Raw genomic sequence first — 16,682 nt, 5'->3', positions numbered from 1 at the left:
AGCCCCGATCGCCGGTGCCGGTCGTGACAGACTGGGGCCATGTTGGGCGAACACAACTACACCGTCGGGGTTGAGTGGCGCGGAAACCGCGGCACGGGCACGAGCGGGTACCGGGATTACAGTCGTGAGCTTCTTGTGTCAGCCGCGGGGAAGCATCCGATCGAGGGATCCGCCGATAAACCGTTCCGCGGGGACCTGTCGCGCTGGAACCCGGAGGAACTGCTGCTCGCCGCCCTCGCTCAGTGCCACCTGCTGTCGTACCTTCACGTGGCGGTGACGGTCGGAGTCGTCGTCACCGCATACGAGGATGACGCCACCGGCACCATGGTCGAAGACGGCAACAGTGGGGGAGCGTTCACCGAGGTGATTCTTCGCCCCCGGGTCACCGTCGCCGACGCCTCGATGGCGGATGCCGCGCTCGCGGCCCATGAACGCGCCAACGAATTGTGCTTCATCGCCCGGTCGGTGAACTTTCCTGTCCGTCACGAACCGGTGATCGTCGTCGCCTGAGCGTCAGATCCGCTCACGCTGGAAGACCGCGCGTTTGATCTTCTCGATCGTGTCAGCAGGCGGCGATTCGTTGTACGAGCCGGCGAGTTCCTGGCCGGTGAGAGCGTGAATGGCGGCCATGATCTCGTCGGTGGCGAGGCGTCTCGCTTTTCCACTCGTCGCTGGGCCGTGGTGGCTGACGTCGATCGGCTCGCCGAAGATGACGGTGGCGCGTTTCAGCCGCGGAACCGTGCTGCCGACGGGCATGAGTTCGTCGGTGCCGATCAGTCCGACCGGAACGACGGGGGAGCCGGTGCTGAGCGCGAGCCACGCGACCCCGGTGCGGCCCTTGTAGAGGCGGCCGTCGAGGGATCGTGTGCCCTCGGGGTAGATCGCGAATGCGCTCTCGGTTTCGAGGATGCGCTGACCGGCGTCGAGCGCTTCCTGCGCGGCCGCTCCGGCACCTCGTTCGACGCCGACGGCGCCGATCGAGGTGAAGAAGATGCGGGAGACCCAGCCGCGGAATCCTTTGCCGTCGAAGTAGCTGGACTTCGCGAGGAACTGAACCCGCCGTGGTGCGACAACCGGAATCGCGACGCTGTCGATGAACGACAGGTGGTTGCTGGCGAGGATCACTCGGCCCGTGCGTGGCACGTTCGACCGGCCGATAATGCGGGGTCGGTAGATGCCCCGCACGATGGGCATGAGCACCGCGCGACCGAGATGGTAGACGAGGCCGGGAGAGGAGGCCTCGCTCGGCGAGGGGGCGTCTTTTTCCGTGTTCGGCACAACGGATGAGCGTAGTCTCTGTCGTATTCCTCCTTGCGCATGGCGGCCCATGTCTGCCGGCCCGTTCGGTCCGTGTGAAGGTCATTCGCAGGCAACCACCGGGTGGGTGCGGCAGACTGGCCTACAGTTCCCCCTCTTCGAAAGCGATATTCCTGTGCGCACATCCCTCCCCGTCCTCGTCGCGGCCGCCGCGGCATCCGCCCTCATCCTCACGGGGTGCGCATCAGCGGAGCCCGCCGCCCCGAAAGCGAGCGAGGAACCGGCAGCTCTGACGTGTGAAGACACCCCCGGTGGCTCAACCGTCGACTCCGTCAAGGTCGCGGGCGACTTCGGAGTCGCACCGACGATCGACGTCCCCGCGCCGGTCAGCGTCGAAGCGACCGAGCGAACGGTTGCGATCGAAGGGACCGGCGAGGAAATCCAGCCGGGCGATGTCGTCAACTTCGACGTCACCATCCTCAACGGCACCAGCGGAGACGTCGTGTCCCAGACGGCATACTCGGGCGGCGGATACACGTCGATCGAGGTCAACGACACCAAATTCATCGCGGGACTCGTCCGCACCCTCGAGTGCGTGAACGAAGGCTCCCGCATCGTGAGCGTCGTCGCACCGGAGGACGGCTTCGGCTCGGAGGGTTCCCCGGACGGAGCCGTCGCTGCAGGTGACTCACTCGTCATCGTCGCGGATGCCGTCGGAATCGTTCCGTCCGTCGCCACCGGTACCCCGGTCGCCCCGGTCGAGGGCATGCCCGTCGTCGAACTCGACGACGAGGGCGTTCCCACCGTCACCATCCCGGAGACCGACCCGCCTGCCGAACTCCAGCTCGCAACGCTCAAACAGGGCGACGGCGAAGTGGTGCAGGAGGGTGACACGGTCACCGTTCAGTACCAGGGCGTGAACTGGCGTACCGGCGAGGTCTTCGACCAGAGCTGGGGCAGGGGAGCGACGAGCTTCCCGACCACCGGCGTCGTGCCCGGGTTCTCCGCCGCACTCGTCGGCGCAGCGGTCGGCTCGCAGGTTCTCGCCGTGCTCCCGCCGTCGGAGGGCTACGGCGAAGCCGGGCAGCCGAGCGCCGGCATCGAGGGAACAGACACCCTGGTCTTCGTCGTCGACGTACTCTCCACCGGCCGGTAGACCTCCCCGGCGGCCCGCTGGCTAAGCTGGCACGGTGCGACGCGTACTGATACTCGGATCAACCGGCTCGATCGGAACCCAGGCCCTGGATGTCATCCGGGCGAACCCCACCCGATTCGAGGTGGTCGGGCTTTCGGCGAACAGCAACCGGGAGCAGCTCGAGGCACAGGCTGACGAGTTCCACGTCGACGACACCGCACTCGGTGCCGCAGACGCCGAACGTCTCGTCCGCTCCGTCGATGCCGACGTCGTGCTCAACGGCATCACCGGATCGGTCGGGCTCGGTCCGACACTCGCAGCACTCGAGACCGGACGCACCCTCGCGCTCGCCAACAAGGAGTCCCTCATCGTCGGCGGCGACCTGGTGTCGAGGCTTGCGAAGCCCGGCCAGATCGTGCCCGTCGACTCCGAACACTCCGCCATCGCGCAGGCGCTCCGGTCGGGAACGAAGCAGGAGGTCCGCCGCCTCGTGCTGACGGCATCCGGTGGTCCCTTCCGTGGCAGCAGCAGGCAGGCGTTGACGCGCGTGACTCCCGCTGAAGCGCTCGCCCACCCCACGTGGGACATGGGCCTCGTCGTCACGACGAACTCCGCGACGCTCGTGAACAAGGGCCTCGAGGTGATCGAAGCGCACCTGCTGTTCGACGTGCCGTACGAGCGGATCGACGTCGTGGTTCACCCGCAGTCGATCGTGCACTCGATGGTCGAATACGTCGACGGGTCGACGATCGCGCAGGCATCGCCTCCGGACATGCGCCTGCCGATCTCGCTCGGACTCGACTGGCCCGCCCGGGTCGCCGGGGTCGGAGCGCCGCTCGACTGGACACGTGCCCAGAACTGGACGTTCGAACCGCTCGACGAGGTTGCCTTCCCGGCCGTCGAACTCGCTAAGACCGTCGGTCGGGCCGGCGGCACCTACCCGGCCGTGTTCAACGCTTCCAACGAGCAGCTCGTGGCGGCGTTCCACGCTGGTGCCATCGGATTCCTCGACATCGTCGACACCATCGCTCGGGTGGTCGACGCGCACAAGCCCGACGGAGAGCTCACGCTCCAGTCACTGGCGGAAGCAGAACTCTGGGCCCGCGCGGAGGCCGACCGCGCAATCGCGGCCCTGCGCTGACGCGTTTTCACCCGCTGCGGACCGTTTCACGCGGCGCGCCGGGTGAATCCGTCCGTAACGGGTGAATTCGAGGCTGGTCAGAGCCAGCCGGCCTCCGCCAGCGCGCCCCGGGTCTCGTCGAGCACCGAGAACGGGATCTTCTGTCCGGCGACCTCGCGATGGTTCTTTTCGGCGAGCCCGGCCCACAGGATCGCATCGTCGGCGGTTGCCTCGCGAACGGCAACACGGATCGCTTCGGCCGGTGACGCAACCTCGCGGATGTCGCCGGTCGGCTTGGCAGCGCGCGCCCCGGCGAGAACCGCCTCGCGAATGACCGCGGGGTCTTCGGAGCGGGGCTGGTGGTCGGTGATGATGAGCACGTCGCTGCCGAGTGCTGCCTGCCGCCCCATCTCGGGTCGCTTGGACTGGTCACGATCTCCGTTCGCGCCGGCGACCATGATCACCCGGCCGGCTGTGAGCCCGCGAACCGCCCCGAGTGTCTTGGCGAACGCCTCTGCGGTGTGCCCGGAGTCGACGTAGACGGCAGGGCCGTTCGGCACGGGCACATGCACGGCTCGACCGGGGAGCGACGCCGTGATCCCGCCGTCACGGTGCAGGGCGGCGTCGATGGCTGTGAGCGAGTACCCGGCCTCGACGAGCATCGCGATGGCAAGACCGCCGTTCGCGGCCATGTGCCTGCCGATCACCGGCACGCGGGTGGCGAGCGACCCGTATTCGGCGTGGGTCAGGCTGAACGACGTGTAGGAGGGCTGCTCTTCGTCGACCACAACGGTCCAGTCGGCAGACATCTCCGGCAGCGATGTGATCGTCGTCGTCGGGATGCCAGCGAGCGCGACCACGTTGGCTCCTGCCGGAGTGTCGAGCGAGACGACCGCCTTCCGGGCGTGGGCGGGCGTGAAGAGTTCGAGCTTCGCGGCGAAGTACTCCTCCATGCTGGCGTAGTCGTCGAGGTGATCCTGGGCGAAGTTGGTGAAGCCGGCGACGTCGAAGACGAGACCGTCGACCCGATGCCGGGTGAGGGCGTGAGCGCTGACTTCGACGACCGCAGCCTTCACACCGACCTCCCGCATGCGCGCGACGAGGGCGTGCAACTCTGGTGCTTCCGGCGTGGTCATCGTGCTGGGCATCACCTCGGCACCGATCCGGCGTTCGGCACTCGAACTGAGGCCCGTCGGAATGCCGAGCTGGCGCAGGATCGAGTCGAGGAAGTGGGCGGTCGATGTCTTGCCATTGGTCCCGGTCATCCCGAACAGCTGCGGTGCTGCGCTGTCGGTCCGGTACAGCCACGCCGCGATGTCACCGATCAGTTCACGGGGAGACTCCACAGTGACGACCACGGGGACACCGGATACCGTCGCATCGACGACGCCGGAAGCATCCGTCAGGATTGCGACCGCTCCGCGGGCGACGGCATCCGCCGAAAAGGACGCCCCGTGGAACCGCGCTCCTGGAACAGCGACGTAGAGATCGCCCGGTTCGACCGACCGCGAGTCCATCGTGATCCCGGTCAGGGTGACCGGAGAAATCTCGTCGTGCAGCGCCAGACGGAACTTGGCGGCGAAGTCTTCAAGGCTTGTGGGTTGGGGCTGGTTCGGACGCACAGCCCATGTTCTCACAGCGCGATCGGGGCGCCTCTCCCAGCGCGCCACCAGCATCCGTCCAGCGCGTGACGCTACTCTCTGGGAGTGGAATCCGTCTTGCTTTACATCCTCGGTGTGCTGATCATTCTGGTCGGCGTCGCCGTGTCGATCGGGCTGCACGAGATCGGCCACCTCGTCCCCGCCAAGCTGTTCGGCGTCAAAGTCACCCAGTACATGATCGGGTTCGGCAAGACGCTTTGGTCGAGAAAAAAGGGCGACACCGAATACGGCGTCAAGGCGATCCCGCTCGGCGGCTACATTTCGATGATCGGGATGTACCCGCCAGGCAAGGACGGAGCCACCCGCAGCTCCAGCACCGGCTTCTTCCAGACCCTCGTTCAGGACGCCCGCGAAGCGAGCGCCGAGACCGTCGGCGAGGGCGAAGAAAAGCGGACGTTCTACAGCCTTCCCGTCTACAAGCGCATCATCATCATGCTCGGCGGGCCCATGATGAACCTGCTGCTCGCTGTCGTGCTCGTCGCCATCGTGCTGATGGGATTCGGCAGCCCCCAGGCCAGCCCGACGATCGCGTCGGTGAACGAGTGCGTGCTCCCCGCCGGCAGCACCAAGACCAGCTGCGACCCGGACGACCCACTCGCCCCGGGCGCCGCCGCCGGCCTCAAGCCCGGTGACACCATCCTCACCATCGAGGGCTCACCGGTCGACGCCTGGTCCGACGTCACGAGCGTCGTCCGCACCTCTCCGGGCGAGGCCCTCGACGTCGTCGTCCTGCGCGACGGGGCTGAGCAGCAGGTCACGCTCACACCACTGCTCACCGAGCGACAGAAGGCAGACGAGGACGGCCAGATCGTGACGGATGCCTCGGGTACGCCTGTCACGGAGGAGGTCGGTTTCGTGGGAATCATCTCCCAGACCGAACTCGTGCCCGAGCCGGCTACTGCGGTGCTTCCCGCCGTCGGAGACAACATCGGCCGTGTCGCCAACATGATCGTCAACCTGCCCGAACGCCTCGTCGATATCGCAAACGCCGCGTTCGGTCCGGGGGAGCGCGACCCCAACGGGCCGATCAGTGTCGTCGGCGTCGGCAGGATCGCCGGTGAAGTGGTCAGCCTTGAAGAGGTTCCCGTCGCCAGCAAGGTCCAGACCATGGTGGGAATCCTCGGTTCGCTCAACGTCGCCCTGTTCGTTTTCAACCTCGTGCCGCTGCTCCCGCTCGACGGCGGGCACGTTGCCGCCGCGCTGTGGGAATCGATCCGGCGCGGCTTCGCCAAACTCTTCCAACGACGCGACCCCGGACCCGTGGATGCGGCGAAGCTCATGCCTCTCACGTTCCTCGTCGTCATCGTCCTCGGCGGTATGAGTGCGCTGCTCATTTTCGCCGACATCGTCAAACCGGTGAACCTCTTCGGCTGAGCCGTACTCCGCTGGGAGTAGGAGGAGGTACCCCGTGGAGGATGCCGCCGACTCCTCCCGTCGCTACGCTGGGCGCATGCTCCCCGCCGCGGTCGACTCCGAACAGGGAGACCCGTTCGCGAGGTGGGGTTCCCGTCCGCCGTTCCGGGGGTTGCCGCCGACGGCGAGGCTGTGGCTCCCCGTCGTGGTGTCGTTCTTCGTTTCCGTGCCTGCCACGATCTTCCTGCTGTGGCGATTCTCGCCTGGCTTTCCCGTTGCCCCCATCGCTCTGGCGCTGGCCGCCCTCGGGCCGCTCGCACTCCTGGCGGCGCGACGGTTTCCCGGCCCCGTTGCATCCGTCGTCACCGCAGCAGCGGTCGCCGATCTGCTGCTGCCGCCACAAGGAGGTCCGCCCTACCTCGCATTCGCGTTCGCGGTCGTCTCCGGCATCCTGCGCGGGGCGCGAATGTGGGTGTACGCGTCGGTCGCGGTCGGGTGGGTGGCCGCGCTCACGCTTGGTTCCCTGCTGGGCGTCGGCTGGCACCCGGTGCGCATCGCCGTCACGACAGCGGGAATCGCACTGTTGCTCGCGTTCGCTGAACGATTTCGGGAGCGTCGTGAACGGTTCGCCGCGGCCCGGCGGAAAGCGTTCGAGCACCGCCAGAGTGTCGAGCAGGCGGAACGGATGCGAATCGCGCGCGAACTGCACGATGTGCTCGCCCATTCGCTGTCACAGATTCACGTCCAGGCGGGGGTCGGGCTCCACCTGATGGATGCGCAACCGGAGCGGGCACGCGAGGCGCTCAGCAACATCAAGTCGTCGAGCAAGACCGCCCTCGACGAGGTACGCGGTGTGCTCGCGTTCCTGCGCGCAGACAGCGTTAGTGGCTCATCCCAATCGGGGGTGTAGGAGTTGGGGTCCGAAGCCGCCGGTCTCGAGCAGGCTTCGGGCGATGTAGTTGGTCAGGTTGCGGAACCCGAGTGCGGAGCCGCGCAGGTGTTCGAGCCGTCCGTTGAGTGCCTCGGTCGGCCCGTTGCTGGTGCCGGGTCGTTCGAAGTAGGCGAGCACGTCGGCGGCTCGCTTCTTCAGGGTCCGGCCCAGGGTGGTGAGCTCGGTGAGCACCTTGGGGACGCCGGCGCTGAGGTCGGTGATCAGCTTCTCCATGAGCTCGCGGCCACGTTGCCGGTCCTCGTGGCGATAGGCGGCGATCATCCGCTGGTAGACACCCCAGGTCGCCTCGACCTCGACGTGAGCGTCATCAACGAACAGCGCGCGTAGCCTGTCGCTCTGCTTGTCGGTGAGCAGGTCCGAGCCGGTGTGCAGCGTGCGCCGCGATTTGTAGAGCGGATCGTCCCTGAACCCACGGTGCCCGTGGATCGCGAGTTGGACCCGGCGCCGGCACCTGTCGAGGGCGTCACCGGCCAGGCGCACGACGTGGAAGGGATCCATCACCGTGACCGCGTCCGGGATCTCCTCCGCAGCGGCGGTCTTGAACCCGGTGAAGCCGTCCATCGCGACCACCTCGACCGCGTCACGGAAGGCGTCGTCGCGGTCGGCGAGCCAGGTCTTGAACGCCGCCTTCGACCGGCCCTCGACCATGTCCAGCAGCCTTGCTGGGCCGGCGCCATCGCGGACCGGGGTGAGGTCGATGATCACGGTGACGTACTTGTCGCCACGCCTGGTGTGGCGCCAGACGTGCTCATCGACGCCAATCACCTTCACGCCCTCGACCCGCGTGGGGTCGTTGATCAGCAGCCGCTTGCCTTCGGCCAGGACCGCGTTGTTGGCGGTGTCCCACGCGACCCCGAGTCCCTCGGCGACACGGGCGACGGTGAGGTGTGCGACCACGATCCCTTCCAGCGCCCACCGCAGCCCGGTGCGCGAGAGCTTCGCGCGTGGCTCCGCCGCGGCGCTGGTGTCTTGGCGCCACACGTGTCCGCAGTCTGCACAGCGGTAGCGGCGCACTACAACTTTCAGCACGGTCGGTCGCCAGCCCAGCGGCTCGTGGGCCAACCGCCGGATCACGGTGTCACGAGCGGCGCCTTCGCTGCCGCACCGTCGGCACCACTGATCTGGTTCCACCACGCGGCACGCGAGGACCGCACGATCCGGTTCAAGTCGTTGCCCGATCACGCTCAGACCGAGGCCGTCGAGTCGAGCGAAGGCGGTCAGGCCAGGGCGGCCGAAGCCGGGCGGCGGGGTAGCGTCGGGCACGTCGAGGTCTTTCCGATGGATGGCGTAGGAACCTCCATCGTCGGGAGACCTCGACGTCTATCTGCGGACCGACTCGGCGGGGCGCGATCGTCTCGTGCGTTGGCGGACTACGGGAGCTTGGACGCGAGGACGTCGGCCGCCAGGATCTCGGGTGCTGCGCCGAGGAGGTGCTGGTTGGCCATCAGGGCTGCGACGATTGCGCCGTTGGCGTGGGCGTCGCGAGCGGCTTCGTCGGGGAATGCATCGAAGATCCAGAAGGTGTCGGCGTGGGTCCTGACCGCGAACCAGACAATCGTTCCTACTTCTTCGTTGGCGAGTGCGACAGCGCCGGCGAGCAGATCGGCGACCGCGTCGTGCTGTCCATCGGCCGCGACGATCTTGGCGACGAAGGCATACGGAAGTGATGCGGGTGTGGACATGAGGGACTCTCCTTGACGTCGGGGTTCTTCGTGGGACGAGTTCAGCGTATGACGAGCGAGGGCCGGTGGGTAGTGGCGTATACGGCAGTATTGCTATTGTTTACGTCATGCGTATCGGACTGATCGCGATCGACGGCTGCTTCGGTTCGGCTATCGCGTCGATCATCGACATCGTGCGGGTGGCCGACGGAGCCCGCGGCGATGTCGACCCGCGGATCGACCCGATCGAACTCGCCATCCTCGGACCGAAACGGCGAGTGACCACGACGGCATCGATGACCCTGTCGGTGGACCACCCGCTGCCGGAGTCCGGAGAGTTCGACGTGGTCGTCGTCCCTGCGCTTGGAACCCTCACGGCCGCCGCTACCAACGACGCCCTCCAGAGTCGAGATGCTCGTTCGGTCATCGCCTCACTCGGGCGCCTCGACGACGCGACCACCCGGATCGCCGCGGCGTGCACCGGCGTGTTCGCCGTCGCCGAGACAGGACGGATGCATCATCGGCGGGCGACGACCAGCTGGTTCCTGGGGCCGGAGTTCCGGAAGCGCTATCCGACCGTCGCCCTCGATCTCGACACCATGGTCGTGGTCGACGGGAACCTCGTCACCGCCGGCGCCGCCTTCGCCCACATCGACCTCGCGCTCTCACTCGTGCGATCGATCAGCCCCGACCTGGCCCAACATGTCGCCAAGCTCCTCATCATCGACGAGCGCCCGTCGCAGGCGGCTTTCGTCGCCTACGAACATCTCCGGCACGAGGACCCGATCGTCGTCGAGTTCGAACGCTTCGTGCGCGCCCGCCTGGACGAACCGTTCAACGTCGCCTTCGTCGCGCAGTCGCTCGGCACCAGCCGGCGCACCCTCGAACGACGAGTCCGTGCGGCGCTCAACCTCACTCCGCTCGGCTTCGTCCAACGGCTTCGCACCGAACGAGCTCGACACCTCTCAGCAACCACGGACCTCACCTCCGCCGAGATCGCGCTACGGGTCGGCTACGCAAACGCCGAGACTCTGCGCTCCCTCCTGCGCAGGGAGCGACGCCGTTCCTGACCTATCGCCATGCCTGTAGCTTGTGTCCTAGCGCTCGGTTGGAACCACCTCTCAGCACGTCGCGTCGACGCTCCTGCGTCGCCCCTGGACTACCCACTCGACACGCCCGCAGCACAGCCCATGTGACGTGCCCCGGCTTCCCGGACGGTCGGGGTTGGGTGGCTGTGATGTCGCTGCGTTCTCGTCGAGAGGGTCAGCAGACCCGATCAGAGCCGATTGGGATGAGCCGCGAAGGCGGTTAGGTCAGGGCGGCCGAAGCCGGCCGGCGGGGTAGCGTCGGGCACGTCGAGGTCTTTCGGATGGATGGCGTAGGAACCTCCATCGTCGGGAGACCTCGACGTCTATCTGCGGACCGACGCGCCCGGCCGACCTACACCTTCATCTGGGAAGAGCCGCGTTAGTGCTGCGGCACTGGCACCGCAGCCGGACCTCGCGAGGATCCCCGGTGTCATCGAGTCGTTCCGCGCCCAGGGACTCGACGTGGACTACTCGGTGTCGATCGCCCGGCAGCCCTCCGCCGCGATGCAGCTCGCCCTCTACCGGATCGTTCAGGAGAGCCTCACGAACGTGTTGCGGCACGCACAGGCGACCCGCGCACACGTGGAACTGGCCCAGGACGATGCGGGCATCCGCCTGGCCATTTCGGACAACGGCGCGGGCGCTGCTGCAGCACGCTCGGACGCGGGGAACGGCATCCTCGGGATGACCGAACGTGCTGAGCTTCTCGGGGGCACGTTGACCGCGGGCAACCGGCGGGACGGCGGCTTCCAGGTCACCGTTCTTCTTCCGGAGGTGCCATGATCCGCGTGGTGATCGCCGATGACCAGCAGCTCATCCGGGCCGGCTTCCGTGCGCTGCTCGAAGCGGAGCCCGATATCGACGTGGTTGGCGAGGCGGCGACCGGAGTGGATGTCGTCACCCGCATCCGTGAACAGCGCCCGGACGTCGTGCTCATGGACATTCGGATGCCGGACGGTGACGGGCTGTGGGCGACGGAGCAGATCACGGCGGACCCGGACCTGTCGACGACGCGGATCGTGGTCGTGACAACGTTCGAGCTCGACGAATACGTCGCCCAGGCAATCGCCGCGGGGGCGAGCGGATTCCTCGTCAAGGACACGGAGCCGGTCGAGCTCATCCGGTCGGTCCGCATCGCTGCGGCGGGCGACGCGCTGCTCTCACCGAGTGTGACGCGGCGGCTGCTCGAACGGATCTCCGGGCGGCTGCACAGGACCGCGATGCCGAACCTCGTCGAGGTCCTCACCGATCGCGAGCGTGAGGTGATGGTTCTCGTGGCTGCGGGCCTTTCGAACGAGGAGATCGGCGCGCGGCTCCTTCTCAGTCCGCTGACCGTGAAGACACACGTGTCCCGCATCCTCGGCAAGCTCGGTGCCCGGGATCGGGTGCAACTCGTCGTCCTCGCCTACGAGAGCGGACTCGTCTCTCCGGGCTTTGCCGACTGAACTCATCCTCCCAGCGGAGTATGCCGGGTTCGTTCCCGCGGCAGATTCGCCCGACGCGCCACCCGGCGATGCTGAATCCGAGGGTCCCGGCTGGGATCTCAGGAACGAAGGGACATGTCCATGATCAGCACACTCGTCTCACCCGCGTTGGCGTCGGTGGCTGCGCACCCAGGCTGGGGACCCGGTTGGGGAGGTGGAGGAGGACCCGGCTGGGTGTTCATCCTCGTCCCGTTCCTCTGGGTCCTCCTGATCGCGTTGCTCATCGGGTTGTTCAGCCGCCGCTGGCGCCGATCGGCACCGCCGTGGGTGACCGCACACGGCCCGGGCACGAGTGCTGAGTCCACGCTCGCGGAACGGTTCGCCCAGGGAGACATCGACGAGACCGAATACCGGGCACGCCTCGAAGTCATCCGCGCGAACAACCCCGACCAGCGGTGAGGGTGACGCCCGCGTGGAGCCTTGGGCTACACGCGGGCGTATCGCTCCGCCGACCGGGCGCGCGCCTTCTCCGCCTCCACCTCACGGTTCTTCGGAGGAGCCGTCGTCACCAGGTCCTCGAGCAGGTGACGGGTCACGTGGGCGATCTCGATCACCGCACGGTCGAATGCTTCGCTGTTGGCCTTGGACGGTTTGGTCGACCCGCTCACTTTGCGGACGAACTGAAGAGCTGCAGCGTGGACCTCGTCGTCAGTCGCGGCGGGCTCGAAATTGTGAAGGGTGTGAATGTTCCGGCACATGGCAACAGATTAAGCCTGTTGTGCCGCACACGGAAGGGTCAGCTCTCGTCGGTGCTGCCCGCAATGTTGACCATCCAGTTGATGCCGAACCGGTCGACCAGCATCCCGAACGTGTCACCCCACGGAGCCTTCACGAGCGGCTCGACGATGGTCGCACCGTCGGCCAGCTTGTCCCAGTAACCGCGGAGCTCAGTCTCGTCCTCGCCGCTGAGCGAGACCGCAAAGTTGTTCCCCTCGACGTGCTCCATCCCGCTGGTGACATCTGCCCCCATGAGCACAAGTCCGGACGGGCTCGTGACTTGCCCGTGCATGATCTTCTCGGCGTCGGCAGGGTCATCGTTCACGCCGAACTCGGCGAAGGTGTTGAGGTCGAGTTCACCGCCGAAGACCTCGGAGTAGAACGTCATCGCCTCCCGTGCGGTGCCGGCGAAGTTGAGGTACGGGTTCAGCTGAGTGGCGATGGTCGAGTTCCTTTTCTGTCGACGTCCTGCCGAGAATTATGTTCCGTGACGCCGTTTCGCAGAAGCCCCCGCCGGCGCGCCGATTCTCCACGAAACGTCGTCGCGCTCGCCGAATCACCGCACTCTGTCGCTACCGGACGCCCGGAGCAGCAGAGTGTGGCGTATCGATGCCAGCGGCGTGAATCCAAAGTCAACCGGCGGCAGCCATCGCCCTGCGCACCGCCTGAATCGACTCCGCGACGTCCTCGGCATCCGTCGACCAGTTGCTGACCGAGATCCTCAGAATCGCGCGGTCGCGCCAGCGTGAGCCGGACATCCACACCGCTCCGTCGCGAATGAGCGCCTCCGTCACGGCTCTCGTGCGCTCGTCGGTTCCGAAGCTCAGGCAGACCTGGGTGAACACGACATCGTTGAGAATCTCGACGCCGGGCAGGGCGCCGAGAGCGTCGGCGAGAGCGCGCGCGTTGGCAGCGAGCCGTTCGACGAGGGCGATGGTTCCGCTTCGGCCCAAAGATCTAAGAGCAGCCCAGACCGGGATGCCGCGGGCACGGCGCGAAAACTCCGGCACGCGCTCGAAGGGGTCACCCTGCGCATCGTGAATCAGGTAGTCCGTGTGGACCCCGAATGAGCTCCGCATCAGGGCCCGGTCGGCGACGATCGCGACACCGCAGTCGTATGGCACATTGAGGGTTTTATGTGCGTCCGTTGCCCACGAGTCGGCCAGCGAGAGGCCGTCGACGGCGGAAGCCCAGGCAGGGCTGGCCGCAGCCCAGAGCCCGAACGCACCGTCGACATGGACCCACGCGCCGTGGGCATGAGCCAGCTCGATCGCCTCCCGAAACGGGTCGAACGAACCGGAGTGGAGGTTCCCGGCCTGCAGGCACAGGATCGTCGGTCCGGAGGAAGCGTCCAGTGCCTCCCGAAGCGCGTCCACCCGAATCCTGCCCTGCTCATCTGCGGCGACCGGTGAACGAAGGCCAAGCCCCAGATACCGCAACGCCATGTCGATCGAGGCGTGGCTTTCGGCACCGGCAAGAACGGTGATCCGGGGTGCGCCGGAGAGCCCGTCCTCGTCGACGTTCCAGCCCACGGCATCCAGCACTTTCTTCCTGCCTGCCGCGAGACCGACGAAGTTCGCCATCGTCGCCCCGGTGGTGAACCCGACGCCGGACTCCGCTGGCAGTCCCAGCAGGTCGAGCAACCAGGTCTCGGCCGCCTCCTCGATCGCCGCCGACGCCGGGGTCGCGAAACGGATGCCCGTGTTCTGGTCCCACGCGCTGACCAGCCAGTCCGAGGCGAGCGCGGCGGGGAGGGTCCCGCCCATCACCCAGCCGTAGAAACGCCCGGACGGGATGCCCATGAGACCCGGTTCGGCGAACGTGGCGAGCTCGTCGACGACTTCGGCCGGGTCTATCCCCTCGGTCTGAAGGGCGATGCCGAAGTGTTCAGCGACCTGATCGGCCGTCTGCCGCGGCGCCACCGGCCGCGTGTCGAGCGATTCGAGCCACTCGCTCGTGTGTGCGTGCGCCCGGTCGAGCGCGGCGCGATAATCCTCAGATGAAGCGGTCACACGACGCAGCGTAATCCTCGACCCCGGGGCGCGGTAGACCCCATCGACAGGCCCATCGGGCGGATGCCACGTGGCGGCACCGGAGAAACTCCTAGGCTGGGTGCCATGACTGTCGACGAGCGGAACGATCCATACCTCTGGCTGGAGAACATCGATTCGGACGCCGCTCTGGGCTGGGTGCGTGAGCGCAACGCCGAAACCCTCGGCAGCCTCGGGGCAACCGCCGAATTCGCGCACACCGAGCACAGCATCCGTGAGGTTCTCGACTCCTCGGCGAAGCTGCCGCTGGTGCACAAGATCGGTGACTTCTACTACAACTTCTGGACCGATGCCGAGCACGAACGGGGCATCTGGCGCAGGACCACACTTGAGGAATACCGCACACCCGAACCGGCGTGGGAGATCGTGCTCGACATCGACGCTCTCAACCGGGAGGAAGGCGAAGACTGGGTGTGGCATGGAGCGAGCGTTCTCCGGCCGGGCTACACGAAAGCACTCATCGACTTCTCGCACGGCGGTTCAGACGCCGACGTCACGCGCGAATTCGACCTCGATAGCTTCCGGTTCGTATCTCCAGAGGAGGGCGGTTTCTTCCGCCCGGAGGCGAAGGGAGGAGTCGGCTGGATCGACGACGACACCGTCTACCTCTCCACCGAACTGGGCGAGAACTCGCTCACCACCTCCGGATACCCGCGCATCGCCCGCCGCTGGCGCCGCGGCACCCCGATCGACGCATCCGAGGTGGTCTTCGAGGGCGTCGAAACCGACGTATCGGTTCGGGCGTTCCGCAGCCACACACCCGGCTACATCCGCGACTTCTTCTGGCGGGCACCGACCTTCTACACCAACGAGGTCTTCGTGCTCGTCGACGGTACCCCGACCCGGATCGATGTACCGGACTCGGCAGAGATCGGGTACTCGAGGCAGTGGCTCCTCATCGAGCTGCGCGACGACTGGACCATTGCCGACACCACCTATCGAGCCGGCTCGCTTCTCGCCGCCGACTTCGACGGGTTCCTCGCCGGCGACCGCCGGTTCGAGGTCGTGTTCGAGCCCACTCCCACGACATCGCTGGCCGGCGCAACGTGGACGCGAGACCACCTGGTCCTGACCGTCCTCGATGACGTGAAGAGTCGCATCCGTGTCCTCACCCCGACGGATGCCGCGTGGCACCGCAGCGAATTCGCGGGCGCTCCCGAGATCGGTACCGTGCAGGTGTCAGCCGTCGACCCCGACGAGAACGACCTGGTCTGGGTTGTGGCCACCGACTACCTCACGCCGACCACGCTGTCGATCGCGACCGTGGGACAGGGCGGCGCGCTCCCGGTGGCACTCAAGTCTCAGCCCGCGTTCTTCGATGCGGCAGGCCTCACCATAGAGCAGCACTTCGCCGAGTCGGACGACGGCACGCGGGTGCCCTACTTCCTCGTCCGGCGGGAGGACACAGTACTCGACGGATCGACACCCACCCTGCTCTACGGGTACGGCGGATTCGAGATCTCCCTGACTCCCGGCTACTCCGGGACGCTCGGCAGGGCATGGCTGGAACAGGGCGGCGCGTACACCGTCGCGAACATCCGCGGCGGGGGAGAGTACGGTCCGACCTGGCACCAGGCGGCGCTCCGCGAGAACCGCCATCGGGCGTACGAGGACTTCGCCGCCGTCGCGCGAGACCTCGTGTCTCTCGGAATCACCTCACGCGAACACCTCGGCATCCAGGGCGGCTCGAACGGCGGTCTCCTCACCGGCAACATGCTCACCCGCTACCCGGAACTTTTCGGTGCCGTCGTCTGCCAGGTCCCGCTGCTCGACATGAAACGGTATTCGCACCTGCTGGCCGGAGCCTCGTGGATGGCCGAGTACGGCGACCCGGACGACCCCGAGCAGTGGGAGTTCCTCCAGACTTTCTCGCCGTACCACCTGGTCGACCCGGAGCGTCGGTATCCGCCCGTGCTGTTCACGACGTCGACCCGCGACGACCGGGTGCACCCGGGTCACGCGCGCAAGATGGCTGCCCGCATGCTCGAGTTCGGCAACGACGTGACCTACTACGAGAACATCGAGGGAGGGCACGGCGGGGCGGCCAACAACGCGCAGGCCGCACGGATGTCGGCTCTCGCTTACCGGTTCCTCGCCGAGCGTCTTGGCATGGCATCCCCAGACGCCTAACAGGAGCGATCTTTTATACGTACGTATGGAATAGTCCTCCCTCCATCTCTGTTGTAGCCGGTGTGGGGAGACG

17 protein-coding genes are annotated in these 16,682 nt (G+C 67.0%); 10 read left to right on the top strand and 7 right to left on the bottom strand.

Features of this window, described 5'->3' with window-relative positions; all coding sequences use genetic code 11:
* Positions 1 to 39 precede the first annotated feature (39 nt).
* On the top strand, positions 40 to 510 hold the full coding sequence (locus D9V29_RS00140; RefSeq protein WP_121671298.1) for an OsmC family protein: 471 nt from the start codon (positions 40 to 42) through the stop codon (positions 508 to 510).
* Between the two features lie 3 nt (positions 511 to 513).
* Here D9V29_RS00140 and D9V29_RS00135 read toward each other — a convergent pair whose 3' ends face one another.
* A complete protein-coding gene (locus D9V29_RS00135) occupies positions 514 to 1,194 on the bottom strand; it encodes a lysophospholipid acyltransferase family protein (RefSeq protein WP_229790422.1) in 681 nt (226 codons plus the stop codon).
* 238 nt (positions 1,195 to 1,432) lie between these two features.
* Here D9V29_RS00135 and D9V29_RS00130 point away from each other — a divergent pair, with 238 nt between their 5' ends.
* Positions 1,433 to 2,413 (top strand): FKBP-type peptidyl-prolyl cis-trans isomerase, encoded by a 981-nt coding sequence (locus D9V29_RS00130; protein ID WP_183084856.1) that lies wholly within the window; start codon positions 1,433 to 1,435, stop codon positions 2,411 to 2,413.
* Between the two features lie 34 nt (positions 2,414 to 2,447).
* On the top strand, positions 2,448 to 3,533 hold the full coding sequence (dxr, locus tag D9V29_RS00125; RefSeq protein ID WP_121671295.1) for a 1-deoxy-D-xylulose-5-phosphate reductoisomerase: 1,086 nt from the start codon (positions 2,448 to 2,450) through the stop codon (positions 3,531 to 3,533).
* Between the two features lie 77 nt (positions 3,534 to 3,610).
* Here dxr and D9V29_RS00120 read toward each other — a convergent pair whose 3' ends face one another.
* A complete protein-coding gene (locus D9V29_RS00120) occupies positions 3,611 to 5,149 on the bottom strand; it encodes a Mur ligase family protein (protein ID WP_229790409.1) in 1,539 nt (512 codons plus the stop codon).
* A gap of 69 nt (positions 5,150 to 5,218) precedes the next feature.
* On the opposite strand from D9V29_RS00120, the gene D9V29_RS00115 reads away from it, so the two are divergent.
* Both D9V29_RS00115 and D9V29_RS00110 read left to right on the top strand, forming a co-directional pair.
* A complete protein-coding gene (locus D9V29_RS00115) occupies positions 5,219 to 6,547 on the top strand; it encodes a M50 family metallopeptidase (protein WP_121671293.1) in 1,329 nt (442 codons plus the stop codon).
* Positions 6,548 to 6,623: 76 nt separating this feature from the next.
* Entirely contained in the window at positions 6,624 to 7,436 is an 813-nt protein-coding gene (locus tag D9V29_RS00110; protein ID WP_121671511.1) for a histidine kinase dimerization/phosphoacceptor domain-containing protein, read from the top strand.
* Here D9V29_RS00110 and D9V29_RS00105 read toward each other — a convergent pair.
* Entirely contained in the window at positions 7,416 to 8,741 is a 1,326-nt protein-coding gene (locus D9V29_RS00105; protein ID WP_121671292.1) for an ISL3-like element ISPfr2 family transposase, read from the bottom strand. The two genes, D9V29_RS00110 and D9V29_RS00105, sit on opposite strands and share 21 nt — an antisense overlap.
* Positions 8,742 to 8,848: 107 nt before the next feature.
* On the bottom strand, positions 8,849 to 9,160 hold the full coding sequence (locus D9V29_RS00100) for a putative quinol monooxygenase (RefSeq protein WP_033107114.1): 312 nt from the start codon (positions 9,158 to 9,160) through the stop codon (positions 8,849 to 8,851).
* A 107-nt stretch (positions 9,161 to 9,267) separates the two neighbouring features.
* On the opposite strand from D9V29_RS00100, the gene D9V29_RS00095 reads away from it, so the two are divergent.
* The 4 genes from D9V29_RS00095 to D9V29_RS00080 all read left to right on the top strand — a co-directional run bounded on the left by D9V29_RS00095 (position 9,268) and on the right by D9V29_RS00080 (position 12,110).
* Positions 9,268 to 10,209: a GlxA family transcriptional regulator gene (locus tag D9V29_RS00095; protein ID WP_121671291.1), complete on the top strand. Its 942-nt coding sequence runs from the start codon at positions 9,268 to 9,270 to the stop codon at positions 10,207 to 10,209.
* A gap of 480 nt (positions 10,210 to 10,689) precedes the next feature.
* Positions 10,690 to 11,010 carry an ATP-binding protein gene (locus D9V29_RS00090; protein WP_121671290.1) on the top strand — a complete coding sequence of 107 codons (321 nt, stop codon included), beginning with the start codon at positions 10,690 to 10,692 and terminating at the stop codon, positions 11,008 to 11,010.
* Entirely contained in the window at positions 11,007 to 11,672 is a 666-nt protein-coding gene (locus D9V29_RS00085) for a response regulator (RefSeq protein WP_121671289.1), read from the top strand. Before D9V29_RS00090 ends, D9V29_RS00085 begins: the two co-directional genes overlap by 4 nt.
* 120 nt (positions 11,673 to 11,792) lie before the next feature.
* Entirely contained in the window at positions 11,793 to 12,110 is a 318-nt protein-coding gene (locus D9V29_RS00080; RefSeq protein WP_229790410.1) for an SHOCT domain-containing protein, read from the top strand.
* Between the two features lie 26 nt (positions 12,111 to 12,136).
* Here D9V29_RS00080 and D9V29_RS00075 read toward each other — a convergent pair whose 3' ends face one another.
* The 3 genes from D9V29_RS00075 to D9V29_RS00065 form a co-directional block, all read right to left on the bottom strand.
* Positions 12,137 to 12,409 (bottom strand): DUF2277 domain-containing protein, encoded by a 273-nt coding sequence (locus D9V29_RS00075; protein WP_121671287.1) that lies wholly within the window; start codon positions 12,407 to 12,409, stop codon positions 12,137 to 12,139.
* Between the two features lie 38 nt (positions 12,410 to 12,447).
* Positions 12,448 to 12,870 (bottom strand): VOC family protein, encoded by a 423-nt coding sequence (locus tag D9V29_RS00070; RefSeq protein WP_121671286.1) that lies wholly within the window; start codon positions 12,868 to 12,870, stop codon positions 12,448 to 12,450.
* A gap of 190 nt (positions 12,871 to 13,060) precedes the next feature.
* Positions 13,061 to 14,440 carry a pyridoxal phosphate-dependent decarboxylase family protein gene (locus tag D9V29_RS00065; protein WP_121671285.1) on the bottom strand — a complete coding sequence of 460 codons (1,380 nt, stop codon included), beginning with the start codon at positions 14,438 to 14,440 and terminating at the stop codon, positions 13,061 to 13,063.
* A 105-nt stretch (positions 14,441 to 14,545) separates the two neighbouring features.
* Between D9V29_RS00065 and D9V29_RS00060 the strand changes: the two genes are divergently transcribed.
* Entirely contained in the window at positions 14,546 to 16,609 is a 2,064-nt protein-coding gene (locus D9V29_RS00060; RefSeq protein ID WP_229790411.1) for a prolyl oligopeptidase family serine peptidase, read from the top strand.
* Positions 16,610 to 16,682 lie beyond the last annotated feature (73 nt).

Origin of the sequence: Mycetocola manganoxydans (genome assembly GCF_003667545.1) — a bacterium.
GTDB classification, from domain to species: domain Bacteria; phylum Actinomycetota; class Actinomycetes; order Actinomycetales; family Microbacteriaceae; genus Mycetocola_A; species Mycetocola_A manganoxydans.
Note: the sequence above shows the minus strand (reverse complement) of the source record. Positions and strands in the feature narration are given on the sequence as shown.